The sequence below is a fragment of the Buttiauxella brennerae ATCC 51605 genome, assembly GCF_001654925.1.
Taxonomy (GTDB): domain Bacteria; phylum Pseudomonadota; class Gammaproteobacteria; order Enterobacterales; family Enterobacteriaceae; genus Buttiauxella; species Buttiauxella brennerae.
On the sequence record NZ_LXER01000029.1, the window covers coordinates 87,048 to 113,911 of the forward strand.

At 49.7% G+C, this 26,864-nt stretch carries 24 protein-coding genes and 3 tRNA genes; 14 read left to right on the forward strand and 13 right to left on the reverse strand.

Annotation, left to right across the window (positions count from 1 at the left end; genetic code table 11):
* Positions 1-96: 96 nt before the first annotated feature.
* The 4 genes from rsmC to M975_RS15995 all read left to right on the forward strand — a co-directional run bounded on the left by rsmC (position 97) and on the right by M975_RS15995 (position 1,590).
* Positions 97-1,128, forward strand: coding sequence for a 16S rRNA (guanine(1207)-N(2))-methyltransferase RsmC (rsmC, locus tag M975_RS15980; RefSeq protein ID WP_064560910.1), 1,032 nt, complete (start codon positions 97-99; stop codon positions 1,126-1,128).
* Between the two features lie 120 nt (positions 1,129-1,248).
* Positions 1,249-1,335 (forward strand) — tRNA-Leu (locus tag M975_RS15985).
* 29 nt (positions 1,336-1,364) lie between these two features.
* Positions 1,365-1,451, forward strand: a tRNA-Leu gene (locus M975_RS15990).
* A 52-nt stretch (positions 1,452-1,503) separates the two neighbouring features.
* A tRNA-Leu gene (locus M975_RS15995) sits at positions 1,504-1,590 on the forward strand.
* A 46-nt stretch (positions 1,591-1,636) separates the two neighbouring features.
* On the opposite strand, the gene M975_RS16000 is transcribed toward M975_RS15995, so the two are convergent.
* The gene (locus M975_RS16000) at positions 1,637-1,876 is read right to left on the reverse strand and encodes a DUF1435 domain-containing protein (RefSeq protein WP_064560911.1); all 240 of its coding nucleotides are present in this window, start codon (positions 1,874-1,876) and stop codon (positions 1,637-1,639) included.
* A gap of 273 nt (positions 1,877-2,149) precedes the next feature.
* On the opposite strand from M975_RS16000, the gene M975_RS16005 reads away from it, so the two are divergent.
* Complete coding sequence (locus M975_RS16005) at positions 2,150-3,214, forward strand: GGDEF domain-containing protein (RefSeq protein ID WP_064560912.1); 1,065 nt, start codon at positions 2,150-2,152, stop codon at positions 3,212-3,214.
* A 119-nt stretch (positions 3,215-3,333) separates the two neighbouring features.
* Positions 3,334-4,122, forward strand: a complete 789-nt coding sequence (gene fhuF, locus M975_RS16010; RefSeq protein WP_064560913.1) for a siderophore-iron reductase FhuF — start codon at positions 3,334-3,336, stop codon at positions 4,120-4,122.
* Positions 4,123-4,207: 85 nt separating this feature from the next.
* Here fhuF and M975_RS16015 read toward each other — a convergent pair whose 3' ends face one another.
* Positions 4,208-5,554 (reverse strand): PTS sugar transporter subunit IIC, encoded by a 1,347-nt coding sequence (locus M975_RS16015; protein WP_064560914.1) that lies wholly within the window; start codon positions 5,552-5,554, stop codon positions 4,208-4,210.
* A 431-nt stretch (positions 5,555-5,985) separates the two neighbouring features.
* Between M975_RS16015 and M975_RS16020 the strand changes: the two genes are divergently transcribed.
* Positions 5,986-6,444 carry a YbaK/EbsC family protein gene (locus tag M975_RS16020; protein WP_064560915.1) on the forward strand — a complete coding sequence of 153 codons (459 nt, stop codon included), beginning with the start codon at positions 5,986-5,988 and terminating at the stop codon, positions 6,442-6,444.
* A 47-nt stretch (positions 6,445-6,491) separates the two neighbouring features.
* On the opposite strand, the gene M975_RS16025 is transcribed toward M975_RS16020, so the two are convergent.
* From M975_RS16025 to pobA, 4 genes are all read right to left on the reverse strand, one after another.
* On the reverse strand, positions 6,492-7,196 hold the full coding sequence (locus M975_RS16025; protein ID WP_064560916.1) for a helix-turn-helix transcriptional regulator: 705 nt from the start codon (positions 7,194-7,196) through the stop codon (positions 6,492-6,494).
* 21 nt (positions 7,197-7,217) lie between these two features.
* Positions 7,218-7,886, reverse strand: a complete 669-nt coding sequence (locus M975_RS16030; RefSeq protein WP_064560917.1) for a helix-turn-helix transcriptional regulator — start codon at positions 7,884-7,886, stop codon at positions 7,218-7,220.
* A 176-nt stretch (positions 7,887-8,062) separates the two neighbouring features.
* Positions 8,063-8,950 carry a helix-turn-helix domain-containing protein gene (locus M975_RS16035; protein ID WP_064560918.1) on the reverse strand — a complete coding sequence of 296 codons (888 nt, stop codon included), beginning with the start codon at positions 8,948-8,950 and terminating at the stop codon, positions 8,063-8,065.
* Positions 8,951-8,995: 45 nt separating this feature from the next.
* Positions 8,996-10,180 carry a 4-hydroxybenzoate 3-monooxygenase gene (gene pobA, locus M975_RS16040; RefSeq protein WP_064560919.1) on the reverse strand — a complete coding sequence of 395 codons (1,185 nt, stop codon included), beginning with the start codon at positions 10,178-10,180 and terminating at the stop codon, positions 8,996-8,998.
* 293 nt (positions 10,181-10,473) lie between these two features.
* Here pobA and M975_RS16045 point away from each other — a divergent pair, with 293 nt between their 5' ends.
* From M975_RS16045 to M975_RS16060, 4 genes are all read left to right on the forward strand, one after another.
* Complete coding sequence (locus M975_RS16045) at positions 10,474-11,250, forward strand: threonine/serine exporter family protein (RefSeq protein WP_064560920.1); 777 nt, start codon at positions 10,474-10,476, stop codon at positions 11,248-11,250.
* Entirely contained in the window at positions 11,241-11,714 is a 474-nt protein-coding gene (locus tag M975_RS16050) for a threonine/serine exporter (protein ID WP_064560921.1), read from the forward strand. Before M975_RS16045 ends, M975_RS16050 begins: the two co-directional genes overlap by 10 nt.
* Positions 11,715-11,822: 108 nt before the next feature.
* Positions 11,823-12,464: a TetR/AcrR family transcriptional regulator gene (locus M975_RS16055; protein WP_064560922.1), complete on the forward strand. Its 642-nt coding sequence runs from the start codon at positions 11,823-11,825 to the stop codon at positions 12,462-12,464.
* 116 nt (positions 12,465-12,580) lie between these two features.
* A complete protein-coding gene (locus M975_RS16060; RefSeq protein WP_064560923.1) occupies positions 12,581-13,081 on the forward strand; it encodes a YjjA family protein in 501 nt (166 codons plus the stop codon).
* A 42-nt stretch (positions 13,082-13,123) separates the two neighbouring features.
* Here the strand turns inward: M975_RS16060 and M975_RS16065 are convergent, their stop codons facing one another.
* The 3 genes from M975_RS16065 to M975_RS16075 all read right to left on the reverse strand — a co-directional run bounded on the left by M975_RS16065 (position 13,124) and on the right by M975_RS16075 (position 16,785).
* The gene (locus M975_RS16065; protein WP_064560924.1) at positions 13,124-14,140 is read right to left on the reverse strand and encodes a class I SAM-dependent methyltransferase; all 1,017 of its coding nucleotides are present in this window, start codon (positions 14,138-14,140) and stop codon (positions 13,124-13,126) included.
* 129 nt (positions 14,141-14,269) lie between these two features.
* On the reverse strand, positions 14,270-15,436 hold the full coding sequence (locus M975_RS16070) for a M20 aminoacylase family protein (protein WP_064560925.1): 1,167 nt from the start codon (positions 15,434-15,436) through the stop codon (positions 14,270-14,272).
* Positions 15,437-15,450: 14 nt separating this feature from the next.
* Positions 15,451-16,785, reverse strand: a complete 1,335-nt coding sequence (locus M975_RS16075) for an MFS transporter (RefSeq protein ID WP_064560926.1) — start codon at positions 16,783-16,785, stop codon at positions 15,451-15,453.
* A 170-nt stretch (positions 16,786-16,955) separates the two neighbouring features.
* Between M975_RS16075 and M975_RS16080 the strand changes: the two genes are divergently transcribed.
* On the forward strand, positions 16,956-17,891 hold the full coding sequence (locus M975_RS16080) for a LysR family transcriptional regulator (protein WP_064560927.1): 936 nt from the start codon (positions 16,956-16,958) through the stop codon (positions 17,889-17,891).
* Between the two features lie 48 nt (positions 17,892-17,939).
* Here M975_RS16080 and M975_RS16085 read toward each other — a convergent pair whose 3' ends face one another.
* Together M975_RS16085 and ascF are read right to left on the reverse strand one after the other, a co-directional pair.
* The gene (locus M975_RS16085; protein ID WP_064560928.1) at positions 17,940-19,370 is read right to left on the reverse strand and encodes a 6-phospho-beta-glucosidase; all 1,431 of its coding nucleotides are present in this window, start codon (positions 19,368-19,370) and stop codon (positions 17,940-17,942) included.
* Positions 19,371-19,387: 17 nt separating this feature from the next.
* Complete coding sequence (gene ascF, locus M975_RS16090; RefSeq protein WP_064560929.1) at positions 19,388-20,845, reverse strand: PTS cellobiose/arbutin/salicin transporter subunit IIBC; 1,458 nt, start codon at positions 20,843-20,845, stop codon at positions 19,388-19,390.
* Between the two features lie 403 nt (positions 20,846-21,248).
* Here ascF and M975_RS16095 point away from each other — a divergent pair, with 403 nt between their 5' ends.
* Positions 21,249-22,265, forward strand: a complete 1,017-nt coding sequence (locus tag M975_RS16095; RefSeq protein ID WP_064560930.1) for a LacI family DNA-binding transcriptional regulator — start codon at positions 21,249-21,251, stop codon at positions 22,263-22,265.
* A gap of 33 nt (positions 22,266-22,298) precedes the next feature.
* On the opposite strand, the gene M975_RS16100 is transcribed toward M975_RS16095, so the two are convergent.
* Together M975_RS16100 and M975_RS16105 are read right to left on the reverse strand one after the other, a co-directional pair.
* A complete protein-coding gene (locus M975_RS16100) occupies positions 22,299-23,330 on the reverse strand; it encodes an NADP-dependent oxidoreductase (RefSeq protein WP_064560931.1) in 1,032 nt (343 codons plus the stop codon).
* Between the two features lie 109 nt (positions 23,331-23,439).
* A complete protein-coding gene (locus tag M975_RS16105; RefSeq protein WP_064560932.1) occupies positions 23,440-24,960 on the reverse strand; it encodes a methyl-accepting chemotaxis protein in 1,521 nt (506 codons plus the stop codon).
* Between the two features lie 293 nt (positions 24,961-25,253).
* Between M975_RS16105 and proP the strand changes: the two genes are divergently transcribed.
* Complete coding sequence (gene proP / locus M975_RS16110) at positions 25,254-26,759, forward strand: glycine betaine/L-proline transporter ProP (RefSeq protein WP_064560933.1); 1,506 nt, start codon at positions 25,254-25,256, stop codon at positions 26,757-26,759.
* The last annotated feature ends 105 nt before the right edge of the window (positions 26,760-26,864 follow it).

The following is a 26,864-nucleotide window of genomic DNA, read 5'->3' on the forward strand; positions in this document are numbered from 1 at the left end:
GACCTACGAATGGGCCGAATAAGAGTGCAGTCAACGCCGCTGCAACTTTGAGTAAGAAGTGTATAATCCCCGTTCTGATTTCCCAGGAGTAATTTGATGACTGCGTTAACCCCGGCAAGTGAAGTGCTGCTGCGCCATAGCGATGATTTTACCGAAAGCCGCGTGCTGTTTGCCGGTGACTTACAAGACGACCTGCCAGCCCGTTTCGAAACGGCAGTAAGTCGCGTTCATACCCAACAATTTCACCACTGGCAGGTATTGAACGCTCAGATGGGCGAAGATGCACAATACGGCCTGGTGGCTGACGCCAGTAGCATTGGCGACTGCAATACTCTGATCTATTACTGGCCGAAGAATAAGCCAGAAGCTCAGTTCCAGTTGATGAACATTCTGTCGTTGATGCCTGTTGGCAGCGATATTTTTGTCGTCGGTGAGAACCGCAGTGGTGTGCGTAGTGCTGAGCAGATGCTCGCCGAATTCAGCCCGCTGAATAAAATCGATAGCGCACGTCGTTGTGGTTTCTATCACGGTCGTCTGGAAAAACAGCCGCAGTTTGATGAAAATTCCTGGTGGGATGAATACCAACACGAAAGCCTGACCGTGAAAACGCTGCCTGGCGTGTTTAGCCGTGACGGCCTGGATACCGGCAGTAAACTGCTGCTCTCCACGCTGAAACCGCATACCCGAGGCAAAGTACTGGATGTAGGTTGTGGTGCGGGTGTGTTGGCTGTATCGCTGGCAAAACATTCTCCAAAAGTCCGTCTGACTTTATGTGATGTTTCAGCGCCTGCCGTTGCAGCAAGCCGTGCAACACTTGCTGCAAACGAGATTGAAGGCGAAGTGATTGCCAGTAACGTCTATTCCGAAGTGAATGGCCGTTTTGACATGATTATCTCTAACCCACCGTTCCATGATGGCTTACAAACCAGCCTCGATGCAGCTCACCAGCTGATTCGTGGTGCGGTTCGCCACCTGAATATGGGCGGTGAATTGCGTATTGTAGCCAACGCCTTCCTTGCGTATCCGGACGTGCTGGATGAGACCTTCGGTAACCACGAAGTGATCGCGCAGACGGGCCGTTTCAAAGTTTATCGCTCAGTTGTTGTGCGTGGCGTGAAGAAGCGTTAATACAATGCAGTGCCGCTTTTTCCAGCGATTAGAAAAGCGGCACCAAATTAACTGTTGACGACGCGCAGAAAACATCTAGAATGCGCCTCCGTGGTTACAATACTTCGGTGTTGTGGGTATGCGAAGGTGGCGGAATTGGTAGACGCGCTAGCTTCAGGTGTTAGTGTTCTTACGGACGTGAGGGTTCAAGTCCCTCTCTTCGCACCATTAACCACGCAAGATATCGTTCGCACTGCGCGAAGGTGGCGGAATTGGTAGACGCGCTAGCTTCAGGTGTTAGTGTTCTTACGGACGTGAGGGTTCAAGTCCCTCTCTTCGCACCAATGCGAAGGCGATATCAAAGATTTAAGTTTGAAAAGATAGTTTAAAAACTGTGCGAAGGTGGCGGAATTGGTAGACGCGCTAGCTTCAGGTGTTAGTGCTCTAACGGGCGTGAGGGTTCAAGTCCCTCTCTTCGCACCAATTTTTAAATGTCTGTTGTTCTCAATATCCCCCCTGCTTAACTCCTTTATTTCATACTTCCCAAATTCATCATCACCAGCGCAAGCCCACTGGCAAACGCAACGCATGATGGTAACAGCACAAAATGACGTAACCTTTTATGGTACAGCATTGCTGTGGTTGCCAATAAACCGAGTACTATCAATACGCGCCACTGGCTAAAAGAAAGATCCAGATACAATAGCGCAGCGACAATTCCCCCTGGTATTAGCACAGCCCACGCGCTTTCTAACTGCCGTTGTAACATTCTCGCTATCCTATCAATTGGTAATGATAACCAATATCATATGATATTATTTCTCGTTTGTCAGTGCCAGACTCCCCTTCTCATTACATTAGAAATGTTCAGCTTTTCTCATCACCAGATGACATATTTTCCCTAAGGTGATAGATTGAGCCGCGATATTAACGATATGATTAACAACAATATAATTACATTAGGTAATTATCCCCTCTGTGTATTTTTACATTAATATTCAACAACATAATGTTGTGCATGAGTAGAAAGAACTATTTTGATATGACAGCAACCACCTGGCGCGCTTTACACAAAGGGAAACATCAACTCTCGTTGCGTTTATTTTTATTACTAAACGCTTTTTCCGCGGGATTTAGTATGGTGTCTCCATCAGCCAACACGCGACACTTTACGCTGCCTATCATTCTGGTACTGGTGGTGAGTCTGCTGTGCCTGGCCTGGCAATTCATTAACAAAAAAAAGCTTATCAATATTAATGCGATATCGTTAACTATTGGAATGCTCTGGGCCTGGCATATCTATATAAAAGTTAGCGTCATGCCAATTAAGGACCTTAATTTTCTAATTATTGCTTTATTGGCGATATTATTTATTGGTTCAATCTCTTTTATTAATAATATACAAGCGTTTATAGCCTCCTGCTTACCAGCAACCGTGATGATATTATGGCTTGACCAAGGTGCTAACTGGCCACGAGTCTTGTACTCCATTGTCCTGCCGGGTATTGGCATCACCATTCAACATATCATTCAGCAGCGTAACGACAATTTTACCCGCCGCTTAATGGATAAATTACTCGAAGAAAAAGAAACTCTTAATGATTTGAGCATGTTAGATCCATTAACAGGTTTATATAACCGCCGGGGTTTCCGCAATCGTCTGGATACCATTCTGGCGCTGGGCAACGGGAAGCATTACGTATTGTTGCTGGATATCGATCACTTTAAAGCCTACAACGATAACTACGGACACAGCATGGGCGACCAGGCGCTGACACATGTTTCCGCGGTGATTCGTGATGCCGTTCGTTCACGGGATGTCGTTACGCGTTACGGTGGTGAAGAATTTATGGTGCTATTGACTGATATTGATGCCGAGCGCGCCCTGCAAACGGCTGAACGTATCCGCCAGCGCGTGTACGATTTAAAAATCCCGCATATGTTTACCGAAGATGTCGCCACAAACGTGACCGTCAGTATTGGTATCGCCCCGCTTGAGCAGCAAGATATTGAAGATGCTCTACTCAAGGCTGACAGCGCCCTTTATCGCGCTAAACGCCAGGGCCGTAACAGTATTCTGGCAAGCGAAATGCACTTAGCAACCTGAGCTAAAACAGCCGCTTAATTTTCCCTTCCCGCTTTGCTCACAGATTCGCCTTGCGAAAGGCTTTATCTATAGATAGGATTGGCAATCATTATCATTTGTATTAGTGGTCTTGTTTGCAGATGGCGCTTCATTCTTCACAGCTTAATGACGATTTTGGATGGCTACCGCCATTTGCGAACGCGCAGACGACGTTTGCGGATGAGCTGCGCACGCATTTCACTGCACATAAGCCGTGGTTCAATGACATCATCAAGCTTAATGAACCCGCTCCCGCAACCAGCCTGACGCTATACCAGTGGGCACAGCCCGCGACATTAACCTCTCTTCTTGCCTGTTATAGCGACCATATTTATCGCAACCAACCCAAGCTTGACCGTGAAGGTAAGCCGCTCAAATCCCTCTGGGCACAGTGGTATCTTGGTTTACTGGTTCCGCCATTGGTCATGGCGCTGATCACGCAAACGCGCGCGCTGGATATCGACCCGCAGCATATCCAGGTGGAGTTTCATGAAACTGGCAGGGCGGCAACTTTCTGGTTGGATGTTCAGGAAGACAGAGTCGCAACAACCATGCCGATATCTTTGCGCCTTGAAAAGCTCATCACCAAAGGGCTGATGCCCGTCGTTGATGCGCTGGAAAGCAGCGGTGAAATTAATGGCAAACTCATCTGGAGCAATACCGGGTATCTGCTGAACTGGTTTTTTGGCGAGCTGAGAGAATGGCTTGATGAACCAACGATAGCGGAGTTGCGCCAGGGCTGTTTCTTTGAGAAAAACCTACGCAACGGGCAGGACAACCCTCTTTACCGCACCGTGATCCCACGCGAAGGCTTGTTGGTGCGTCGCACCTGCTGCCAGCGTTATAAGCTGCCAGATGTGCAGCGTTGCGGTGATTGTACCCTTAAATAGTCAACGGTGGGTTTCCCCACCGTTTAGTCCCTTCATACTTCAAGCTGCATTTACGTTGGTTGCAACTCGAATCAGCCATTTATTATCACGCAGCTTCCTGGCTCGCTTCACCAGAGGCTTTCTGCGCTTCTTCCGCTTCTTGCTCCAGCAACTGCTTCTCGTACACTTTGAAGAACGGGAAATAGATGATAGCGGAAACAACCGCCAGCAGAATGACCAGTATTGCCGCCCGGAAATCCCAGCCCAGCGCCCACGCCGCACCAATTGGTGCTGGTGCAGTCCATGGGACAACCGAAATTACGCGACCAATCAAATCCATCTTCATCGCGCCCCATGCCAGCACGGCGTTCACCATTGGTGCCAACAAGAACGGAATAAAGAACACCGGGTTCATCACGATTGGTGTACCGAAAATCACCGGTTCGTTGATGTTAAAGAAGCTAGGCACCACGCTCAGTCGCCCAATAGACCGCAGGTGAGCCGATTTACTGCGCAGATAGCAAATCACCAGCCCCATCGTTGCACCCGAACCACCTATCACGATAAAGAACGTCCAGAACGCTTCCATAAAGATGTGTGGCAGTGGTGCACCTTGCGCCAAAGCACTCTGGTTCATCCCCAGGTTGGTCAGCCAGAACATTTGCAGCATGCCAGAAATGATTGCCGCACCGTGGATCCCTGCAAACCACAGCAGGTGGCCAATCAGCACCGCCAGCAGAATCGCAGGCAATGAATCCGCGGCGGAGACGAGCGGTTTAAACACCGACATAATCGCCTGTGGGATCAACATGTCGAACTGCGATTGAATCAGCAAACTCAGCGGATAAAGCGTTAAGACCACCACCAGAACAGGAATCAAAAGATCAAAGGAGTTTTTGATCATCGGTGGAACCTGATCCGGCAATTTGATCCCGATATTATGCGTCTTCAGGAAACGCATCATTTCGACACAGTAAATCGCGACCAGGATCGCGGTAAAGATCCCCGTGCCACCAAGGCTATCCATTGGCATCACGCCTTTGGTCTTAGGCGCGGCCACCAGCAAGAATGCCATCAGCGAAAGCATCGCGCACATGAACGGGTCCAGTGCGTGCGACTTTACATAGTGTTTGCCGAGGTTGTAGGCAATGGCCGCACAAATGTAGATAGACATGATGCCCATCGTCATATCAAACGGCGTTAGAATTTGCCCCTCAAACTGTTTCGCCATATCCAGCCATGCGCGAGCAAACCCCCAGGTGGTGGTTGGCGAGAAGGGTGGATAAGCAAAAACCAGTAAGAACGAACCGACAATCATAAATGGCATCGCAGAGATGAACCCATCACGAATCGCCATAACATGGCGCTGTGAAGAGATTCGACCGGCGACCGGGCTAACATAATTTTCTACAAAACGAAAAATCAGATTAAAAGCGGCATGATTGGTAGACATAGCGTAGCTCCTGTCAGGCTATCAACGCGGATGTATTAGCGGTGACAGTTTCGCCGCGTAACAATCCATAATTTATAGAGTTGATTCCCGTAACCGGGACCTTTTTAGTTAAAGCTTTAATCACTACAGCACTGCCAGGGGCATCAGTGGCACAGCATAAAAAAATATGTTTCATAGGCTGCTCTTATTATTGGGTACAGGTGTATGACCGATTCAGTATTCATTGCTAATTCATGCACTGCAACCGGTTACTGAAACCGGTTGCAGTGATTGTGAAGAAGATCGAGAAATCACTGAAACTTTAACTTCTTTAGGTATTTCATCTCACAGCAATACCTGATGACATTCGGGACAGATAAATCAAAGTTCTCTGGTTTACATATAGCACATGCTTATGCCAAATTATTTGCTACCAAAAATGGGAGAAAAGCATGAGCCTGCAGTCTGTCCGGCAATTCTTTGCCGAAAACGCCCCCGATATCGACATCATTGAATTAACTCAAAGCACGGCAACCGTTGCTTTAGCGGCCGTTGCCCATCACGTTGAACCAGGGCAAATTGCCAAGACATTGTCGTTGAAAGTGAAAGACGAGGTCGTGCTGGTTGTCGCGAAAGGTGACGCACGCCTGGATAATAAAAAGCTCAAAACGGCTTTAGGGGCAAAAGCCCGCATGCTCAGTTGCGATGAAGTCGTTATCTGGACCGGTCACCCGGTGGGCGGTGTTTGCCCGTTTGGCCTTGAAAACCCGTTAACGGTTTACTGCGATATTTCACTGAAACAATATGCAGAAGTACTGCCGGCCGCCGGATCAATTCACAGCGCGGTGCGTATTTCCCCTGAGCGCCTGGCTGAGCTCACCGCTGCGCACTGGGTCGACGTTTGCCAGTAATCAGGTGGCTGAGGAGATTTTAAATCCCTCAGTCATCCCCTTTCATTTCATATTCCCTGGCTATACGGCGGAAAGTTCAGCTCCTGCATGCCACTTTCACTGATCATCCACGCATACATTTCAGCATCCGTTTTAATCGACAACCGACGCATGGCACTGCTTTTCTGCGCACTAACGGTTTTATAGTTTTTCTCGAGTAGCGTCGCAATTTGGGCGATTTGCCAACCTTTGCTAATCAGCCGTAAAACGCGACGTTCGGAAAACGTTAAGTTCGTTTTGGCCGCCTCCGTTATGGGAGCCTGGGCCGCCTTCTCCTGCAAAAGGAGCTGGCTAATTTTATCGACTCCACCACTACGATTGAAAATGTGTTCGATAATGCTGCTCATCGGTTCATGTAACGACAGCAATGAGGTTTTAGCTGTCAGCAACCGTTCAATCGCAATATTGACCAGTTGCACAGGTAAAATAAAAATCCAGTGTATGTGGCGATATTGAGTTTGAAGATGGTTAATCGGGCCGTATTCATTGAAGATCTCCTGCAAGGAGCTGTCCAACTCAAGCACAACCACATCAACCTGTTCCAGTATTTCCGGGCTAAGCGCGGAATAATCCTCCAGCATAACCAGTGAAGAGCACGCTGATTCTTTTGCCATCACATACTGCAAACCTTCACGCATTAATGGCCGTTTACTGATAACCAGCGCACGGCAAAAGGGATTGTGCAGAAATATTTTTCCTTCGCGTTTCGACATCTTTATCTCCTTATGGAACAGCTACTTCCCTGATAATGCACAACCCAACACATAGAGATCTTTCTCGCAGCGCAAGCCCAGCTTTTCCATCGCATGTCTTTTATGTGCACTCACGGTTCGGATATCGCGCCCCAGCCTCTGAGCCACCTGGCTTACGTTGTTGCCTAAAAATAATTGCCCTAATACCTGAACCTCACATGCCGTCAGTTCAGCAGAAACTCGCGATGACAGGATGTTTTTAATAATCGGGCTATATAACATCGTCGTTGCCGAAAATGACTTTATTATCAAGTCGGTAAATATTGATGCAGTTTCATACTGAGAAATAATGACCCGCACACCTAAGGCTGAAATATAATTAATGATACTTAGTTCATGGTTTTGCACATAAGCAACAATGACCGTTCGGGGCTGAACGGTTTGGCACCAGTTAATAAATGCAATTTCATTGGATAACTGGCTTGAGGATTTACTGATATTTAAAATAACAATAGCATCAGGCACTTTCACAACTTCTGCAAATGCTTCATTAACGCTATTGATAACATTCACTCCATTGGCGATATCACCTGATCCCTTCAATTCCGCTGAAGCTTTGAGCTGGCACACAACGCCCTGCGCGGTTAGCACACAAGGTATAACGACCATTATCCGGTTCAATAAATATTTCGCAGTGATAGTATTTTTCATATCATTCCCTTTATGAATGTATAAACACTGAGATTAGGAATGATAATAGACCCACACCAAAAATAAACATAGAACGTAATATTAATGATGATGTTTTATTTAAATATAAACAACAGATCTAACGTCATTTAAAACAACAAAACATTAGTATATATAAATAGTAATTTTAAATATAATTAACTACCCTGCAGCTCACGCATAGGATGGTGACGAAAATCTTTTGGCGTGGTGTTGGCGTAGCGACGGAAAAAACGTGAAAAATAGGTCGCATCACTAAAACCAAGATAATCAGAGATTTGACTAATTGTCATGCTGGTGTAGAGCAAACTGCGTTTGGCTTCGAGCAACACCCGCTGGTGCAAAACATTAAGTGCGCTGTAGCCATAAAACTCATGGCACAGGTTATTCAGATGCACGCTCGATAACCCTACCTCGCAGGCGTAGTACGTCACCGGCAACTGCTCCCGATAATGCCTTTCGACCAACTGGTTAAATTGATGCATCACAGAACGTTTGCGCTCAACGCGTGAACTGCCGCTCGGGGCCGGAGCACACTGGCGGTTGAGCCAGACAAGCAGTGCGCTTATCAGTGAATGCAGCATCATATCCCGCGCTTCACCTTGCCCCTCATACTCACTTTGTAAGGTGCTAAATAACGTACTTATTTGCCGGCCAGAACTTTTCACCGGCACGCACCTCGCCTGAGTCAGCACTTGCAAAGGGCGGCCAAATTGCTGTTCAAACTGGGCGATTAAAGGTGCAGAAAATGACAGGGAATAGCCCTGCGCACCGGGTGAAAATTTAAAACCATGCACGCATAACGCAGGCACTATCTGAATACAGGCATGCCCGACCTGATGCTTCACGCCTTCAATGTCTATTTCCACCTGCCCCTTGCGCAAATAGAGCAGTTGAACCAAATCCGCATGCTGATGGGTACGAATATGCCACTGATAAAGACTGCTGCGGCTATGGATAGACTCGCAATGCAGCAAATCAGATGCAGGCCAGTTCCGGCTTTCACCATAAAGTTTGAATACCGGAATACTGGTGTTCGGGGTCATGACATCCTCATTGGTGATGATCAAATCCAATGCCGAAAGTATAGGTTATTCAACGGATTCGAAAGGCAACCCGACATAATTTTCGGCAATGGTCGTCAAACCCGCACGTGATGCCAGATAGTAGTCACGATCGGCCTGCTGCATCTTACGGTCAAACGCATCCATCCCTTCGAAATCGTGCAGAAGATTCGTCATAAACCAGCTAAAACGTTCACCTTTCCACACTCGTCGCAGCGCCATTGGCGAATAAGTTTCCAGTAAATCGGTTCGCCCTTCATGATAAACCTTGCTCAAAATCCGATAGAGATAGTTCACATCCGACGCCGCAAGATTTAACCCCTTCGCCCCCGTCGGCGGTACAATATGAGCGGCGTCGCCCACCAGGAAAAGGTTGCCATATTGCATAGGTTCAACCACAAAACTGCGCAAAGGCGCGATACTTTTCTCAAGTGAGTGACCAGTCACTAACTTATCAGCTAACGCCTGCGGTAAGCGCTGTTTAAGCTCACCCCAGAAGCGTTCATCAGACCAGGCTTCCACGCTATCAGTAAGCGGTACCTGCAAATAGTAGCGGCTTCGGGTTAGTGAGCGCTGACTACACAAAACAAACCCCCGCTCATGATGGGCATAGATTAATTCGTGATTCACCGGTGGCGTGTCCGCCAGCAGGCCCAGCCAACCGAATGGATAAACACGTTCGTATTCACGGGTTATCTGCGCAGGAATAGCTTTACGTGAAACGCCATGGAAACCGTCACACCCTGCAATGTAATCGCAATCTATGCGATAAGTTTCCCCCTGCTTGTCAAAGGTGACATAGGGCGAATCACTTTTAACATCAAACAATTGCACATTTCTCACGCCGTACATAGAGATAGCATCCGTTTGCCTGCGCGCCTCCATCAAATCACGGGTGACTTCTGTCTGACCGTACACCATCACGGTCTTTCCACCCGTCAGTTCTTTGAGCGGTACAGCGATACGCTTACCATCGACCAGAAACTCAACCCCTTCATGTACCAGCCCTTCGTCATCCATTCTTTTGCTGACGCCAGCCTCACGTAATAAATCTACGGTGCCATTTTCCAGAATGCCCGCACGAATGCGGCCTAGAACATGCTCGGGTGATTGCCTTTCAAGCACCACATTGCGAATACCTGCGTTATGCAACAATTGCCCCAACAGCAAACCTGATGGGCCTGCACCAATAATAACGACCTGAGTTTTCATAGGGTACGCTCGGTTATATAAATGTTATTTTTATGTTTAATAAAATGCTGACTCATGCATTTTTATCACCCATAGAGCGAAAAAGAAGGCCAAATTCCGTCTAAAACGTGCACTTTTCGAAAGTCATCTGCGGAGTGTGGACGAGTTCATATTTCGCCGAAAAAGCGTGCGAAATCGGTTATCTCGCCAAATGTTGATCTGGAGCGCCTGAGCTCAGGTAGCGGTCTATGTTAATAATGGGGAATGTTAAAATTTGAGCGATTACGCTCGCCTTCCATTTTTATAGGCCTGGCATGCAGACAGAAGTAAACACCCAACGTGATGTCACCCGTTTGTGTATCCAATGTGGTCTTTTTTTACTGCAACACGGAGCTGAAAGCGCACTGGTCGAAGAGCTTTCCAGTCGTCTGGGAATTGCGCTGGGTATGGATAGCGTTGAAAGCTCAATTTCAGCGAACGCCATCGTACTGAGCACAATAAAAGACAATCAGTGCCTCACGACCACCCGCAAAAATATCGACCGTGGCATCAACATGCACGTGGTAACGGAAGTCCAACACATTGTGATCATGGCTGAACATAAGCTTCTGGATAGTCATGATGTTTTAAAACGCTTCGAGCACATTAAACCGCTACGCTACCCGCGTTGGTTAGTGGTGTTGATGGTTGGGCTGTCCTGCGGCTGCTTTTGTAAGCTGAATAAAGGCGGCTGGGACGGTGCCTTCGTGGCATTTCTGGCCAGTTCTGTGGCGATGTACGTTCGCCTGGTGCTCACTTCGCGCCATTTACACCCGCAAATTAACTTCTGTATTACCGCGTTTGTCGCCACCACAATTTCCGGGTTACTCATCGCCAAAGGCCCGTTTGCCGCGACATCAAATATTGCGATGGCCGCAAGCGTGCTGCTTCTGGTACCAGGCTTCCCGCTGATTAACGCCGTGGCCGATATGTTCAAAGGCCATGTCAATACCGGGCTGGCACGATGGGCCATGGCCAGCCTGCTGACACTTGCGACCTGTATTGGTGTGGTTATGGCGATGTCATTATGGGAGCTGCGCGGATGGGAGTAATCGACTTTATACTGGCGCTGCTACAAGACATGGCGCTGGCAGCCATTCCCGCTGCAGGCTTTGCGCTGGTGTTTAACGTCCCGCAACGCGCTTTGCCTTACTGTGCGTTACTTGGTGCGATTGGCCACGGCTCGAGAATGGCGATGATGACTGCGGGGGTTAATATCGAGTGGAGTACGTTTATCGCCTCGATACTGGTGGGCAGCATCGGAATACAGTGGTCGCGCTGGTATCTTGCGCACCCGAAAGTATTCACCGTGGCCGCAGTGATTCCCATGTTCCCCGGCATTTCCGCCTACACCGCCATGATTTCTGCCGTCAAGCTCAGCCATTTTGGTTACACCGAAGAGCTCATGATTCAGCTGCTCACGAACTTCCTGAAAGCGTCATTTATCGTGGGCGCATTATCGATTGGCTTATCAATTCCCGGCCTGTGGTTATACCGTAAACGCCCGCGAGTGTGATGCGTTTCAGGGCTTCGCTAACTCAACCGTGCTTTGCCCGCGCAAACTTGTTTTAATGTCATCTGGCCTGGGCGGTACCCGCGGTCGGATGACATTAAGGAGTCTTGCGTGGAAACCCACGAAATTTATCTTCCTGAGCGTTTTGATGACGCCAGCCTGAAAGAAAAGATTTTCTTCAGCGCCATCAGTTTGTTCGCTGAATTTGGCCTTAACGGCGCACGCATGGAGCAAATTGCCGAAAAGGCGAACACCACAAAACGCATGGTGGTTTACCACTTCAAAAGCAAAGAGTTGCTTTACGTTCAGGTGCTTGAGTATGTGTATACCCAGATCCGCAGTTGCGAGCGTAAGCTGAATCTCTCAGACCAACCGCCCGTCGAAGCGATGGTTGAATTGGTGGAATGGACATTTGATTTCCACGCCACTCACCCGGATTTTATTCGCATCATCTGCATGGAGAACATGCAACGCGGGCGCTTTGTAAAAGAGTCAGCCTACCTGCGTGAAATTAACCGCAGCGCGCTCGAACTCTTGCAAGATGTGCTTTCACGCGGCCAGCAAAAGCAGCTGTTTAATCAGCTGGTCACCGCCAAAGATGTGCACCGCCTGATCAGCAGCTTTAGCTTCTACCATGTGGCGAACAGCTACACCTTCTCAAACTTCTTTGAAGAGGGAACGGAGCTGCTTGATAGCAACACGCATTACCGCGAAATGGCGGTAAAAGTTGTGCTGCGCTATATCGGGCCATAAAAATCGTATTATCCGGGTGCTTTAAGAAATCTCTGAACCTCGATGGGCCCAGAGAAAGCGGTATACTCGACGAAAATTCTCCTGCGATGCAGGGTTATCGATAAGAGTATAAATAGATGAAAGCAAGCAATCAGGTTCTATGTGCTATCGCACTGGCAACATCCGTATTCACAGGCCAGGCCTTAGCAGCAAGCTGGCAGGATCAACTGTCCAGCGCGGCCACAGAGTTGAGCAAAACCGCCACCACCAGCAGCGCCGGGACCACGGGTAACTCTGTTACGTCACTGACAAGCCTGCTCGGCGGCGGCACTAAAGCCCTGAGTTCAGACAGCATGACTAACGCTGCAGGTATTTTGCAGTACTGCATGAAGAACAAGCTGGTGTCCGCGACCAACCCGGACAACATCAAAAATCAGCTGATGGATAAGCTTGGTCTTGATAGCGGTACAAAACAGACCCAGCCACAGGATTACACCGAGGGCTTAATGGGCCTGCTGAATACCGGTAAGGGGCAGCAACTGAACCTGGCCACTATCGGCAGCTCACCGCTGGCTGAAAAAGTGAAAACTCAGGCGTGTGATTTTGTCCTGAAGCAGGGCGTGAATTACCTGTCATAATATTTTTCCTGCCCCGCAACACCGGGGCGGGTTTTAACTCTTTCATGGCACCACGTTAATTTCCATCACCGCATATACCCCATCACTGGGCAACGTCACGGTGACATTTTGCAAACCAATTCCCGCAGCCAGAATAATATCTCTCAACTCAAAAAGCGTTCGTGGATAAATCGTCGTCCACCCAACACAACGCAAGGCGAAATCAATTTGTGGGCTGGTTTTTAGCATATTAGAAATAATCAGCACCCCGCCGGGTTTTACCAGACGCAACGCGTGGCGAAGAAAATTCACCGCTTCCGATTGCGAAAAATATTCGAAAATCCCCAACCCATCGACCAGCTCCGCTGACTGCTCGCCCAGCTCCTGAACCAGCTTGTCACTGACAATCATCCGGTCGAACAAATTGCGCATCAGCAGCTGAAAATGGTGCCCTTCCACCAGCCCGTATTGTGTCGCCAGTCCCCGGGCAAATTTGAGCGACTGCCTATCGTGATCGATAAGCAACAAAGTGAATTTCTGCGCTTTTAATTTTGCCCCGCGCAACGTCTTCAACACGGGAACCGCCGCACCACAGGCGAGGCTAATCCAGTTTCCTGACACACGTGTGTTGAGGTGGATATCCGCAATGGCGGCCATCACTTTGGCGCGCGAGCGAATCCCACGCGCATCATTGGCGTGAATAAACCAGGGCCGGCTGTTGAGGTCCATTTCTCCACCGCTTATCAGGCGTTCGGCAAGAGGGTGTTGTACCGCCCACAGAGCCAACGCCGTGGGAACCAGCTGGCAGCGCCACTCCTCCAGTGCAGGTCGGTTGTGAAAGGCAAGTTCTGAGAGTTTGTTCCGGCACCGTATTCGCCGCATTCCCTGGTTACCCAGAATGATTTCCGGGGCTTCGAGAGAAGGATCGTTGACCAGCTGTTGGTTGATATCATCAATCTGCTCTGACACCTGATCCTTCATCGGCCAGTTGTCACTGATATCGCTGTAAGAGGTATGTTTAATGGCAAGATCCGCAGGCACCGATCCTGAGATCACGGTGAGAAAAGGTTGCCAGGACATGTTTAACCTCTGCAGACGTTTTCTCTGAGTGTAGAAAATACACCGTGATTATCCGTCAGCAGAAAGTCGTAATTTAACGCCAGTGAAAGAGCGTCCTCACCACGCCTGAAGCGGGGCGAGGGCGATAATTCAGCGTAAGAATGACTCAGTCAATTTGACCCAATACGTCGCGCCACCCGAAATACAGGCATCGTTAAATTGATATAAAGGATGATGAACTGAATAGTCATTTTTGCCCGTCGCTGTGCCAAGCCACAGATAACAGCCAGGAACTTCCTCCAACATAAACGAGAAGTCTTCGCTGCCCATCGCACTTTTCACCTGCGCAGGATCGGCAACTTTATCGGATCCAAATACGTCACGCGCGACCTGCAAAGCAAACTCGGTTTGTTGAGGATCATTCACCGTGACCGGGTAGCCAAAATCCACCGCGATTGACGCCTTCACTCCGAAGCTTTCCGCCTGAGCGTGCACCAATTTATCAATGCGCTGTTTTACCGCATCGCGTACTTCTGATTTAAAGGTACGCATATTCAGTTTAAGCACCGCACTGTGCGGGATAATGTTATGTGTGGTGCCGCTTTGCAGGCTCCCTACGGTGACCACCGCCGAATCCTGCGGATCCACATTGCGCGAGACTATCGTTTGTAGCGCCATCACGATCGAGGCCCCAGCAACGGTAGGATCAATACAATGCTCTGGCATCGATCCGTGCCCGCCTTTGCCTTCGAGTGTAATCGTCATGCTGTCTGACGAGGCCATTAGTGCGCCTGGTTTGGTGGCGATTTCCCCGGCAGGAAGCAGCGGAAAATTGTGCAAGCCAAACACCGCATCGCATGGGAACAGCTTGAATAAACCGTCATCAATCATGCGCTTTGCACCACCGATAGACTCTTCTGACGGCTGGAAAATCAGGTGCAGCGTGCCGTTGAACGGGCGGTGCTCTGCCATATAACGTGCCGCTGATAACAAAATCGCGCAGTGTCCATCGTGCCCACAGGCATGCATTTTCCCCTCATTCACGCTCGCCCACGGCAGCCCGGTTTGTTCCTGCATCGGCAGTGCGTCCATATCGGCACGGATCCCCAAACGCTTACCGCCCTTCCCAACTTTTAACGTCCCTACCACGCCTGTTCCGCCCAGGCCACGATGCACCTCGTAGCCCCAACCCGTCAGCAATTGGGCGATGCGATCGCTGGTGCGGAACTCCTCAAAACCTAATTCCGGGTGTTGATGGAAATCACGGCGGATAGCAATCATCTCTTCTTCGTGGTCGAGAATTTCTTTAATCAGCATAGGGTTATTCCTTTTTATTCATCACAGAAAGTTTTGCGTTCATGCCAGGCCAGCAATGCGCCGAATGTCACCACGGCACAGAACATCAAATACCAGGCTGGGGCCATGGGTTGCCCGGTGACTTTTAGCAGCCACGTCACGATCAATTGTGCGAAACCACCAAATAGCGTGACACCAATGGCATAAACCATAGCCATACCAGAAGCACGAACCGCTTTTGGGAAGGCTTCGAGGATCAACAAGAAAAAGGCGGCGGAACTGATATTGGCGAGGATCTGATCCACGGCGATCAGCGCCAGGGTAATGCCGAGCGGCGCACCGTGCAGAATGGTGGCGAAGATCGGCCAGATGAGGGCAAATGATCCTAATGCACAGGCGATCAAGATCGGTTTACGGCGCGGTAATTTATCCGCCAGTTTGCCGCCAAAGAAAGGCACCACCAGCGTTAATGCCGCCGCCGTCAAACTCACCCACCACGACGTACTGGCAGGCATATGCAGCGTGTTAACCATATAAGCAGGCATGTAGTAGATGATGATGTAAAAGGTCGTGGTGCCTTTCATCACCAGCAAAATGCCCAGTAACAAAGCGCGGCGATGTTCGCGCCATAATGTGAGAGTCGGGCTTTCTGCGCTAACGGTTGGCGCCACAGTATGCGTTTCAGCAAGCTGGCGGCGGATGTACAAACCAATCGGCATAATCGCGAGGCCAACAATAAACGGTATACGCCAGCCCCAGTCATAGAGCTGTTGCTCACTCAGGACGTGGCTTAATCCCGCGCCCATTGCCGCACCAAAAAGAGCCGCCCCACCCTGGCTGGTCATCTGCCAACTGACGCGTGCACCACGGCGAGATTTATCCCCCGCTTCCATCAACCATGAGGTCGCCGCCCCAACTTCCCCACCGGCAGAGAAACCCTGAAGCATACGCCCGGCCACCAGCACAACCGGCGCCATGATCCCCGCCTGCTGATAAGTCGGCGCAAAGGCCACCATCATGACACCTAAGGACATCAGACCGAGGATCAGCGTCATTGCCGATTTACGCCCATGTTTATCGGCATAACTCCCCAGGACCATACTGCCGAGCGGGCGCATCACAAAGCCAACCCCAAAGGTCCCGACAGCCAGTAACAATGAGGTGTAATCGTTGGAGCTTGGGAAAAACAGATGACCAATGATCACCGAGAAAAAGCTGTAAACCGCAAAGTCGTAAATCTCGAGGCCATTGCCGAGAGTGACCGCCGCCAACGACTTAGCGTTAGCGCGCTCCGGGACCAACGGCGCATCATACGGAAGCGAGGCTGACATCTCGGCATCCACCTGGGCATAGCTGACACGCTGTTTCATGCTCACGTCCTTTTTTGTTACTCAGATGTAAACAAACTGGGGTTGTTTTAACTATCTGCATAAAAAAAGAACATTACAATCATAAAAATTAGTTATGCCTTTGGTTATCTTATTTGTATTGTAAGAGAGCAAAATTTGCACCACGGTGATGATTCAGGCGGTACGGAATAATGAAAATCAAACTAAATCAGTTAGATATTTTGTTGGAAGTTGCCGCGCAAGGCAGCATCGGCAAAGCGGCAAAGGCGTTACACCTCACACAACCCGCCATTTCTAAAACCATTCAGGAAATGGAAGCTGAAATCGGCATGCCGATTCTGCAACGCTCATCACGCGGCGTAACGTTAAATGAGTATGGGCAAGTTTTACTGCGCCATGCGCGAGACATCGACCGCTCTTTGCACCAGGCGCGGGATGAAATCGACAATCTGCTTGGCAAAGCCATGCGTCAGTTACGGGTCGGTTTTACTTCGGCGGCCTCTTACGGGCCATTTACCAACACGCTGATTCAATTTCAGGCGCGCTATCCGGGCGTAAAACTGATTGTGATGGAAGGCAGGCCGCAGCAAATTCACGATGCGCTGGAGAACCAACGGCTGGATATTGCCGTCATCACCACGGCCAGTAATGTGGCGCCAAACGGCATGTATTACGAAACGCTGTACGCCCTTGGCAACACGGTGATTGCCGGTAACCAGCACCCCGTCACACATACAACTTCACTGAAAAATTTGATGGATTACCCGTGGCTGGACTGGGATGAACCCGGCGAGCACTCCATTCTTGGGCAAGTTTTTCGTCGTTATAACCTGCCGCTACCGCAAAATATTATCCACTGCTCATCACCCTGGATCATGGCGCGCATGATGGAACAAACGGATGCGGTAAGCATGTGGACATCCGTGCGACTGCGCTTTCCAGGCTACAGCCCGAACCTGCGGCCGCTGGTGCTGCGCGAAGTGCTTCCGGCCAGCAGCATCTGCATTTTGTGCCCAAATATTGCCAGGCTTTCAACCGCCGGAAATACCTTTATGGAAATGCTGAGGATTAATACGCGTGACTGGTTGCAGGATAGTGATGCACTGGAGATGGTGGCGCGGGTTTAGACGTTTTATTGCGGCCAGGCTATAAAACCAGGCCGCATGACTGACAAGTTAGCTCAAATCAGAGCCGTTGCTGGCAATCACTTTTTTATACCACCAGAACGATTTTTTACGCGTGCGGGCGAGTGTACCGTTGCCCTGGTCGTCGCGATCAACGTAGATAAAGCCGTAGCGCTTGCTCATTTCCCCGGTCGATGCTGATACCAAATCAATGCAGCCCCAGGATGTGTAACCCATAACCGGGATACCGTCGTCGATAGCATCTGCCATGGCTTTGATGTGCTCACGCAAATAACTGATGCGGTAATCGTCGTTGATTTCGCCCTGCTCGTTAATTTCGTCTTTTGCACCGAGTCCGTTTTCCACCAGGAATAACGGTTTCTGGTAGCGGTCGTACATCATGTTCATGGTGATGCGCAGACCGAGCGGGTCAATACCCCAGCCCCATTCGCTCGCTTGAATATGCGGGTTTTTCAGGGATTTCACGATGTTTGCCGCATTGCTGTTGTTATCGTTCATATCCGCTGAAGCGCAGCGCGAAGCGTAGTAACTGAATGAGACAAAATCGACGGTATTCTTGATAATTTCATCGTCACCTGGTTGGATTTCAAGATCAAAACCTTTCTCGCGGAACAGACGTTTGGTATACGACGGATAAGCTCCGCGTGCCTGAACATCAATAAAGAACAGGTTTTCGCGGTCTTTTTCCAGTGCCGCCCAAACATCTTCAGGTTTGCAAGAATACGGGTAGAAATTCCCCCCCGCCAACATGCAGCCAACCTGATTTATCGGGTTAACTTCATGGGCAATTTTTGTCGCCAGCGCGCTTGCCAACAACTGGTGGTGCGATGCCTGGTACTTAACTTGTTCTTTATTATCGCCTGCTTCGAATACCAGACCTGCGCCAGAGAATGGGCTGTGCAGCAAAATATTGATTTCGTTAAAGGTCAGCCAGTATTTCACCAGGCCATCAAACGCTTCAAAACAGGTACGCGCATAGCGGGTGAAAAACTCCACCATTTTGCGATTACGCCACGAACCGTACTCTTTCACCAGATACATCGGCACATCAAAATGGCACAACGTCACCAGCGGTTCGATACCGTACTTTTTGCACTCCGCAAACATATCGCGATAAAAAGCGATGCCTTCCGCGTTTGGCGTTAATTCATCGCCATTAGGGTAAATACGGCTCCAGGCAATCGAGGTGCGAAATACGGTAAAGCCCATTTCCGCCATTAACGCGATATCTTCTTTGTAGCGATGATAGAAATCGATACCGACATGGCTCGGGTAATATTCGTCATCACGTAAGTTAAAGCGTTTCTCGAGCCCTAATTTTACCGATAAGCGGTCTTTGCCATGTGGGATGGTATCGACCGTGGTAATCCCTTTGCCACCTTCAAGATAAGCGCCTTCAGCCTGGTTCGCCGCAATTGCACCGCCCCATAAAAAATCCTTTGGAAATAGAGATTCGCTCATGAGATTCCTCTTCTTAATTAGTTAGCGCTTGCGGGTGCAATAACGGCGTTTGGCTGTACTTGTTCTTTCTCTTTAGTTTGTTCTTGTTCAACCGGGATATCTTCGAAGCCCAGTAACAGTGTCAGGAAGAAAGAGAGCACAACCGCCAGAATCATCACGCCAAACACCCATACGATGCTCATTGGATTCGCCGGGTCAAAGAACTGCACGCTGGTAAATAAACCTGGAGAGGCCATCGAATGGCTCGCCAGCCCGCCGATTCCGGCGACCGCTCCGCAGACAAAACCACTGATGAGCGCCGCAATCAATGGGCGTTTAAGACGCACCGCCACACCGTAAAGCGCAGGTTCAGAAATACCCGCCACAATTGCAGAGGCTGCCGCAGCCAGCGCCGTCTGGCGCAGTTCAGGGTTTTTCGTTTTCCATGCCACCGCTAAAGATGAACCGCCGAGTGACAAGTTGGCACCGATTTCAGAGGGCATAACCATCCCTTCTTTGCCTGTCTCCGCGATGGTTTGAATAATAGACGGCGTGAATACACGGTGCATGCCTGTCATCACCAGCAGTGGCCACAGCGCGCCCATAATCGCCACCGACAACCAGCCAAGGTAATGGTGGATGGTGTAAACCAGTGAAGAAATACCGGTACCAATCCAGATACCCAGCGGGCCAATCAGCATGATGGCAATCGGTGCTGAGATAAGGACAATCAGCATCGGTTTGAGGAAGTTTTTCGTGACCGCAGGCGTGATACGGTCAACCCATCTTTCGATGTAAGACAGCAGCCAGGTCATGCACAGTGCAGGAATAACGGTGTAGGTATATTTCACCGCCGTGACCGTCATCCCCATAAATTCAACATGTTGCCCCTGGGCCGCTTTCGCCATCAGGTCGACAAAGTTTGGATGAACCAGAACCCCGGCAATCGCGATGGCCAGCGACATATTGGTTTTGAATTTTACCGCCGCAGAAGCCGCGACCATGACAGGCAGGAAGAAGAACGCGCCATCGCCAATCACGTTCAGAATGACAAGCGTTGAGGAGCCTTTTTCGAAGACGCCGGTCATGTCCAGAATCATCGCCAACAGTTTTACCATTGAGCCGCCAATAATGGCGGGGATCAGCGGTGACATGGTGCCAATCAGGGCATCCAGAATCCCTGCGCCAATGCGTTTCAGGGTGATTTTGCCTTTGCCTTGTGCAGGCTCAGCGGGCTGTATGCCTTCTGGCAAGAGTTTCAGCACTTCAGCATAGGCCTGAGAAACTGTGTTACCGATAATCACCTGGCACTGATTTTCGCTGCGCACCACACCCAGTACACCGCTGATCGCTTTGAGCTGTGCGGCGTCGACGCGACTGTCGTCATTTAACACAAACCGTAAGCGTGTCATGCAGTGTGTCACTGCTCGCACGTTACCCGCACCGCCAATTGCGTCGACTATCGACTGTGATACTGCCGCATAATTCTTAGCCATGAGCTACCACTCTTTCGTATTTAAATTCATTTAGTTATGAATGACTTATACCGGTAACACCGCGTCGACGTGTAGGGGTCTGAGAAATAGGTAACCGGTTCCACATTAGATTGTCCAGGTGAAACGAACAGATCAAACACTAATTTTACATATTGTTAATTTTGTGATTACGATCGCCATAATCAGCCTTTTAAGGCCACTAACACCGCTTTCATACCCTAAATAATTCGAGTTGCTTCGAGGCGGCAAGGGAACGAGTCCCTGGGAGCTTACTTAAGTAAGTGAACTGGGCGAGGTCACGCAGCCAACAAAGAAGCGGCTTGAAGTATGACGGGTATGGGGCAGTATTTTGTCGCTGCGGAATGTGTAAAATGGGCGCAATCAACAAAGCCAGGAAGCTCCCATGTCGACAATGCAAGAAGTGGCAAAAAAAGCCGGCGTCTCAAAAGCCACTGTTTCACGCGTTTTATCCGGCAAGGGATACGTCAGCGAAGCCACCAAAGAGCAGGTCTTTAAAGCGATTGAGGAAGCGGGATATCGGCCAAATTTACTGGCGCGTAACCTGGCAACGAATAAATCAGAATGCATTGGTTTAGTGGTCACCAACACGCTTTATCACGGCAGTTATTTCAGTGAAATACTTTCGCAGGCCGCCAAGAAATTAGAAGACAATGGTCGCCAGCTCATTCTGGTCGATGGCAAACACAGTGCACGAGAAGAACGTGAAGCGATTCAATTCCTGCTCGATTTACGCTGTGATGCGGTAATTATTTACCCGCGTTTTTTAACCATTGATGAAATGGATTCGATTATTGAACAGCACAAAACACCGATTATGGTGGTGAACCGAAAATTAAGAAAACACCAAAGCCACTGTGTTTTTTGCGACCACAAAGGTTCCAGTTTCCAGGCAACAAAATATCTCATTGAGCGCGGGCATCGCGATATTGCCTTTATTACCGGAGCGATAGATTCTCCTACCGCTATCGAACGCCTGGCAGGCTATAAAGAAGCATTAAATCAATATGGTATTGGCGTAAATGAAGCATTGATTGCACAAGGAAAATGGACGCCAGCCAGCGGAGTGTCGGCGGTTGAATCCTTGCTGGCGAATAAAAACAAGATCAGCGCCATTCTTGCCAGTAATGATGAAATGGCTGTCGGTGCCATGAAGAAATTAAACGATCTTGGTGTTTCTATTCCGGGTGAAATATCCATTATCGGTTTCGATAATATTCCTACGGCCGCTTATCTTTCACCGGCTTTAACCAGCATTAAAGATCCCGTGAGCGATATGATAAGCGAGGTTATCAACCGCTTAATATCCATGCTCGATGGCGGATATTTGTCGAAAGAGAATGTGTTTACATCAGATTTACTGGCAAGAAATTCAGTGATTGACGGGCCATATAAAGGTTAATAAAACGGCGCATTCGCGCCGTTTCAATAAAAATCAGCTCGCGACTTTTACAATTAATTTGCCGAAGTTCTTACCACTGAGCAAACCACGGAACGCTTCAACGCTGTGTTCAAGACCATCAACAATATCTTCACGGAACTGGATTTTGCCTTCCGCCAGCCACTGACTCATCTGCTTAAAGAATTGCGGGTAACTGTCGCTGTAATCCTGAGAAATAATAAAGCCTTGTACGCGCAGCCGTTTTTTCAGGATGGTGCCCATCAGCAATGGCAACCGGTCTTGTTCAAACGCGCTGTTCATGCCGTTGTATTGGCTGATAACGCCACACACCGGGATTCGCGCTTTGGTATTGAGTAGCGGCAGCACTGCGTCAAATACTGCCCCGCCGACGTTTTCAAAATAGACATCAATGCCTTTGCTACAGGCTTTTTTCAACTGCTCGGCAAAGTCCGGGGCTTTATGGTCAATACAGGCATCGAATTTCAGCGTTTCAGTGACGTAACGGCATTTATCCGCGCCACCTGCAATCCCCACAACTTTTGCACCCAGCAGTTTCGCTACTTGCCCAACAACCGAACCTACTGCACCGCTGGCAGCCGCGACCACCACAGTTTCTCCGACTTTCGGTTGTCCAATATCAGTCAGCCCCATATATCCGGTAAAGCCAGGCATGCCGAGCAAACCAAGCGCATATGAAAGGTGCTGCATATTCGGGTCGAGTTTTTGCACATCGCTGCCATCAGACAACGCGTAATCCTGCCAGCCGGTATAGGCCAGGACCAGGTCACCCGCTTTATAGTCCGCATGTTCGGATTTTTCGACCCGGCACACGGTGCCTGCACCAATGACATCGCCAATAGCCAGCGGTGCGGAATAAGACTCGGCATCATCCATACGCCCGCGCATATACGGGTCGAGTGATAAATAGAGCGTGCGCAGCAGTAACTGGCCTGCAGCGGGTTGTGGGACGGGCGCTTCTTCCAGCTTGATATCTTGACTGGTCGGCATACCTTGCGGGCGTTTCGCCAGCACAAAGCGGCGGTTAATCTGGGACGACTGAGTCATAACGCTCTCCATTGATAGGGTCGTGAGTAAAAATTCAATTAGTCCCAGACTAGCTAATAATCCACCGACATGGGGTGAAAAATGTGCCTTATCGCACTTCAATAAAACTCTAATGCAGTACCGTCACGGCATCTTCCAGGCGAGCCGCGCGGTGTTTGACCATCGCAGATACTTCCGCGCTCTCTTCAACTAACGCTGCATTTTTTTGCGTGATAGCATCCAGTTCAGCCACCGCGCGCGTTAAATCAGACAATCCTTCGGCCTGCTCAGAAGTGGCGTGGCTGATCTGCCCCAAAAGCTGAGTCACATTGCGCACCTGCTCGACAATATCATTCATGGTGCGCCCCGCTTCGTGAACCTGAACAGTACCCGATTGCACTTTGCTGGCGCTGGCATTGATCAGCTTGCGGATATCATTTGCCGCCGTCGCACTGCGCTGCGCCAGGTTTCGCACTTCACCGGCCACCACGGCAAAACCTTTCCCTTGCTCACCGGCACGCGCCGCCTCTACCGCCGCATTCAGCGCCAGAATATTAGTCTGGAAAGCAATATCATTGATGAGGCTGGTGATAGAGCCGATACGTTGCGTACTGTCGGCAATGTCATCCATGGTGGTCACCACAGTTTCCATCGCCTTTCCGCCGTGGGCTGCGGCCTGGCTCGCAGAACTCGACAGTTTATCGGCGGCGGCGGCTGTTTCTGAGTTGTTCTGTACCGACACCGCCATCTGGCCCATGGTGGTGACGGTTTGCTGCACATTCACCACGGATTGGCGGGTGCGTTCGTTCAATTCCACATTGCCTTTCGCCAGTGCCTCGCTGCCGCTGCGCACGTTTTCCACCTGATGGCTGACATCATGAATCAGCCAGCGGCACATCAATCCAAGCTGGCCGATGGCCCGCAACGTCATGCCAATTTCATCCGTTCGCGCAAAATGCTGCACACGCTGTTGATTTCCCGTGGCGACTTCCAGCGCCTGGCGTGCCACATTTTCCAGCGGACGGGCAATTTGCCACTCCAGCAAAGCGCAGGCCAGCAGGCTCGCTAACGCATTGATAACCACAGACAACGCCCCCTGCCCCAATGAAATAGAGGCTACCATCATCAGCAAAAACACACCGCTCATGATAAGCCGAATGCGGCCTCGCAGCGGGAGAGCGGGCAATTTACCCAGCCAACCTTTACGCAGCACTAATCCTTTAAATAAACGGCGTTTGCAGCGCCCTTCCTTGAGCGCCTTATACAGCGGCTCGACCGCTGCGATCTCTTCAGGCTTCGCTTTAGTACGAATCGACATATAGCCCGTCGTCTTGCCATTGCGAACCAACGGCACAACATTCGCCCTTACCCAGTAGTGATCGCCGTTTTTGCGCTGATTTTTGACGATGCCGGTCCAGGGTTCTCCTTTTTGCAGGGTGAACCACATATCGGCAAAGGCGGCTTTGGGCATATCAAGGTGGCGCACCAGGTTGTGGGGCTGGCCTGTGAGTTCATGAAGCGAGTAACCACTGACCTTCACAAATGCGTCGTTCGCATGGGTGATTGTGCTTTTTAAATCGGTTGTCGACATCAATGTCGTATCGTCATCAAGCAGGTATTCATGCTGTGTAGCAGCCGTGCGCGCAGTCATAGCAACTCCCTTGGCAGGTTATCCAATTGTTAATATTTTTAGTTGTATTGTTATTTCGGCGCTGCAAAAATTTCCTTTAGCGGTTAAACTTGACGACGATCACACTTTTTTAACTAAGCCATATTTTTTATAATGATTTTGGATGGGGAGCACATTTCCCATTAATTTCATGAAGTTATTAATGAAAATGTCATAGTGACGCTAAGTGCTGGAGTTTTGACCTTCAATTTGCAATCGGCACACTACACTTAGTACGGGGCCGTTTCGCCCCCGCAAGGAAAAAGAGGATAATAATGTTAAAAAGGAAAAAGAAAGTCAGACCTATTAAGGTCAGTGACGTCACCATCATCGACGATAGCCGTCTTAAAAAGGCGATTACCGCGGCCTCGCTTGGCAATGCGATGGAATGGTTTGATTTCGGCGTGTACGGCTTTGTTGCTTACGCCCTCGGTAAGGTTTTCTTCCCGGATGCCAGCCCTAGTGTGCAGATGATTGCCGCCTTGGGTACCTTCTCTGTTCCCTTCCTGATTCGCCCGTTGGGTGGCCTGTTCTTCGGCATGCTCGGTGACAAATATGGTCGCCAGAAGATCCTGTCCATTACCATTATCATTATGTCATTGAGTACCTTCTGTATTGGCCTGATTCCGTCGTACGCGACTATCGGTATCTGGGCGCCAATCCTGTTGTTACTTGCGAAAATGGCGCAAGGGTTCTCAGTCGGCGGCGAATACACTGGCGCATCTATCTTTGTGGCGGAATACTCACCAGACCGTAAACGCGGCTTTATGGGCAGCTGGCTGGACTTCGGTTCCATTGCCGGTTTCGTCTGTGGTGCGGGCGTGGTGGTGCTGATTACGGCGATTGTCGGCGAAGACAACTTCCTTGAATGGGGCTGGCGTCTGCCGTTCTTCCTGGCATTGCCATTAGGGATTATCGGCCTGTATCTGCGTCATGCACTGGAAGAGACTCCTGCATTCCAGCAGCACATTGATAAACTTGAACAAGGCGATAAAGAAGGCCTGGCTGAAGGCCCGAAAGTCTCCTTCAAAGAGATTGCGACCAAACACTGGCGCAGCCTGCTGACCTGTGTCGGCATCGTGATTTCAACCAACGTCACCTACTATATGTTGCTGACGTATATGCCAAGTTACCTGTCGCACAACCTGCATTATTCCGAAGAACATGGTGTGTTGATCATTATCGCCATTATGATTGGGATGCTGTTTGTGCAGCCGATGATTGGCCTGCTGAGTGACCGTTATGGCCGCCGTCCGTTTATCGTCTTCGGTAGCGTGGCATTGCTTGTTCTGGCGATCCCGGCCTTTATTCTGATTAACAGCAATGTGCTGGGGCTGATATTCGCCGGGCTGCTGATTCTGGCGGTCGTGCTGAACTGCTTCACCGGGGTGATGGCTTCGACTCTGCCCGCCATGTTCCCGACGCATATTCGTTACAGTGCGTTAGCCAGTGCCTTTAATATTTCGGTGCTGGTTGCGGGTGTGACCCCAACGGTTGCGGCGTGGTTAGTGGAATCGACCGAAAACCTGATGATGCCTGCGTATTATCTGATGGTGGTGGCGGCTATCGGTTTGATTACCGGTCTGACCATGAAAGAGACCGCTAATAAGCCGCTGAAAGGGGCAACGCCTGCGGCGTCTGATATTGCCGAAGCGCGTGAAATTGTTCAGGAACACCACGATAACATCGAGCAAAAAATCGAAGATATCGACCGTGAGATTGAAGAGTTACAGGCGAAGCGTACCAACCTGGTGGATCAGCACCCACGCATCAACGAGTAAGTTTTAGCAGCATTAAAAGCGCCGGGCCAATGCCCGGCGTTTTCATTTCTGGCTTTAACCCTCATTCCTGGAAGGCATTGGTTATCTCTAAAATTTATAAGCAAA

What these genes read in the sequence shown, in the direction of transcription:
- rsmC (WP_064560910.1), top strand. Translation starts at nt 97, where the DNA reads ATGACTGCGTTAACCCCGGCAAGTGAAGTGCTGCTGCGCCATAGCGAT.
- M975_RS16000 (WP_064560911.1), bottom strand. Translation starts at nt 1,876, where the DNA reads ATGTTACAACGGCAGTTAGAAAGCGCGTGGGCTGTGCTAATACCAGGG.
- M975_RS16005 (WP_064560912.1), top strand. Translation starts at nt 2,150, where the DNA reads ATGACAGCAACCACCTGGCGCGCTTTACACAAAGGGAAACATCAACTC.
- fhuF (WP_064560913.1), top strand. Translation starts at nt 3,334, where the DNA reads ATGGCGCTTCATTCTTCACAGCTTAATGACGATTTTGGATGGCTACCG.
- M975_RS16015 (WP_064560914.1), bottom strand. Translation starts at nt 5,554, where the DNA reads ATGTCTACCAATCATGCCGCTTTTAATCTGATTTTTCGTTTTGTAGAA.
- M975_RS16020 (WP_064560915.1), top strand. Translation starts at nt 5,986, where the DNA reads ATGAGCCTGCAGTCTGTCCGGCAATTCTTTGCCGAAAACGCCCCCGAT.
- M975_RS16025 (WP_064560916.1), bottom strand. Translation starts at nt 7,196, where the DNA reads ATGTCGAAACGCGAAGGAAAAATATTTCTGCACAATCCCTTTTGCCGT.
- M975_RS16030 (WP_064560917.1), bottom strand. Translation starts at nt 7,886, where the DNA reads ATGAAAAATACTATCACTGCGAAATATTTATTGAACCGGATAATGGTC.
- M975_RS16035 (WP_064560918.1), bottom strand. Translation starts at nt 8,950, where the DNA reads ATGACCCCGAACACCAGTATTCCGGTATTCAAACTTTATGGTGAAAGC.
- pobA (WP_064560919.1), bottom strand. Translation starts at nt 10,180, where the DNA reads ATGAAAACTCAGGTCGTTATTATTGGTGCAGGCCCATCAGGTTTGCTG.
- M975_RS16045 (WP_064560920.1), top strand. Translation starts at nt 10,474, where the DNA reads ATGCAGACAGAAGTAAACACCCAACGTGATGTCACCCGTTTGTGTATC.
- M975_RS16050 (WP_064560921.1), top strand. Translation starts at nt 11,241, where the DNA reads ATGGGAGTAATCGACTTTATACTGGCGCTGCTACAAGACATGGCGCTG.
- M975_RS16060 (WP_064560923.1), top strand. Translation starts at nt 12,581, where the DNA reads ATGAAAGCAAGCAATCAGGTTCTATGTGCTATCGCACTGGCAACATCC.
- M975_RS16065 (WP_064560924.1), bottom strand. Translation starts at nt 14,140, where the DNA reads ATGTCCTGGCAACCTTTTCTCACCGTGATCTCAGGATCGGTGCCTGCG.
- M975_RS16070 (WP_064560925.1), bottom strand. Translation starts at nt 15,436, where the DNA reads ATGCTGATTAAAGAAATTCTCGACCACGAAGAAGAGATGATTGCTATC.
- M975_RS16075 (WP_064560926.1), bottom strand. Translation starts at nt 16,785, where the DNA reads ATGAAACAGCGTGTCAGCTATGCCCAGGTGGATGCCGAGATGTCAGCC.
- M975_RS16080 (WP_064560927.1), top strand. Translation starts at nt 16,956, where the DNA reads ATGAAAATCAAACTAAATCAGTTAGATATTTTGTTGGAAGTTGCCGCG.
- M975_RS16085 (WP_064560928.1), bottom strand. Translation starts at nt 19,370, where the DNA reads ATGAGCGAATCTCTATTTCCAAAGGATTTTTTATGGGGCGGTGCAATT.
- ascF (WP_064560929.1), bottom strand. Translation starts at nt 20,845, where the DNA reads ATGGCTAAGAATTATGCGGCAGTATCACAGTCGATAGTCGACGCAATT.
- M975_RS16095 (WP_064560930.1), top strand. Translation starts at nt 21,249, where the DNA reads ATGTCGACAATGCAAGAAGTGGCAAAAAAAGCCGGCGTCTCAAAAGCC.
- M975_RS16100 (WP_064560931.1), bottom strand. Translation starts at nt 23,330, where the DNA reads ATGACTCAGTCGTCCCAGATTAACCGCCGCTTTGTGCTGGCGAAACGC.
- M975_RS16105 (WP_064560932.1), bottom strand. Translation starts at nt 24,960, where the DNA reads ATGACTGCGCGCACGGCTGCTACACAGCATGAATACCTGCTTGATGAC.
- proP (WP_064560933.1), top strand. Translation starts at nt 25,254, where the DNA reads ATGTTAAAAAGGAAAAAGAAAGTCAGACCTATTAAGGTCAGTGACGTC.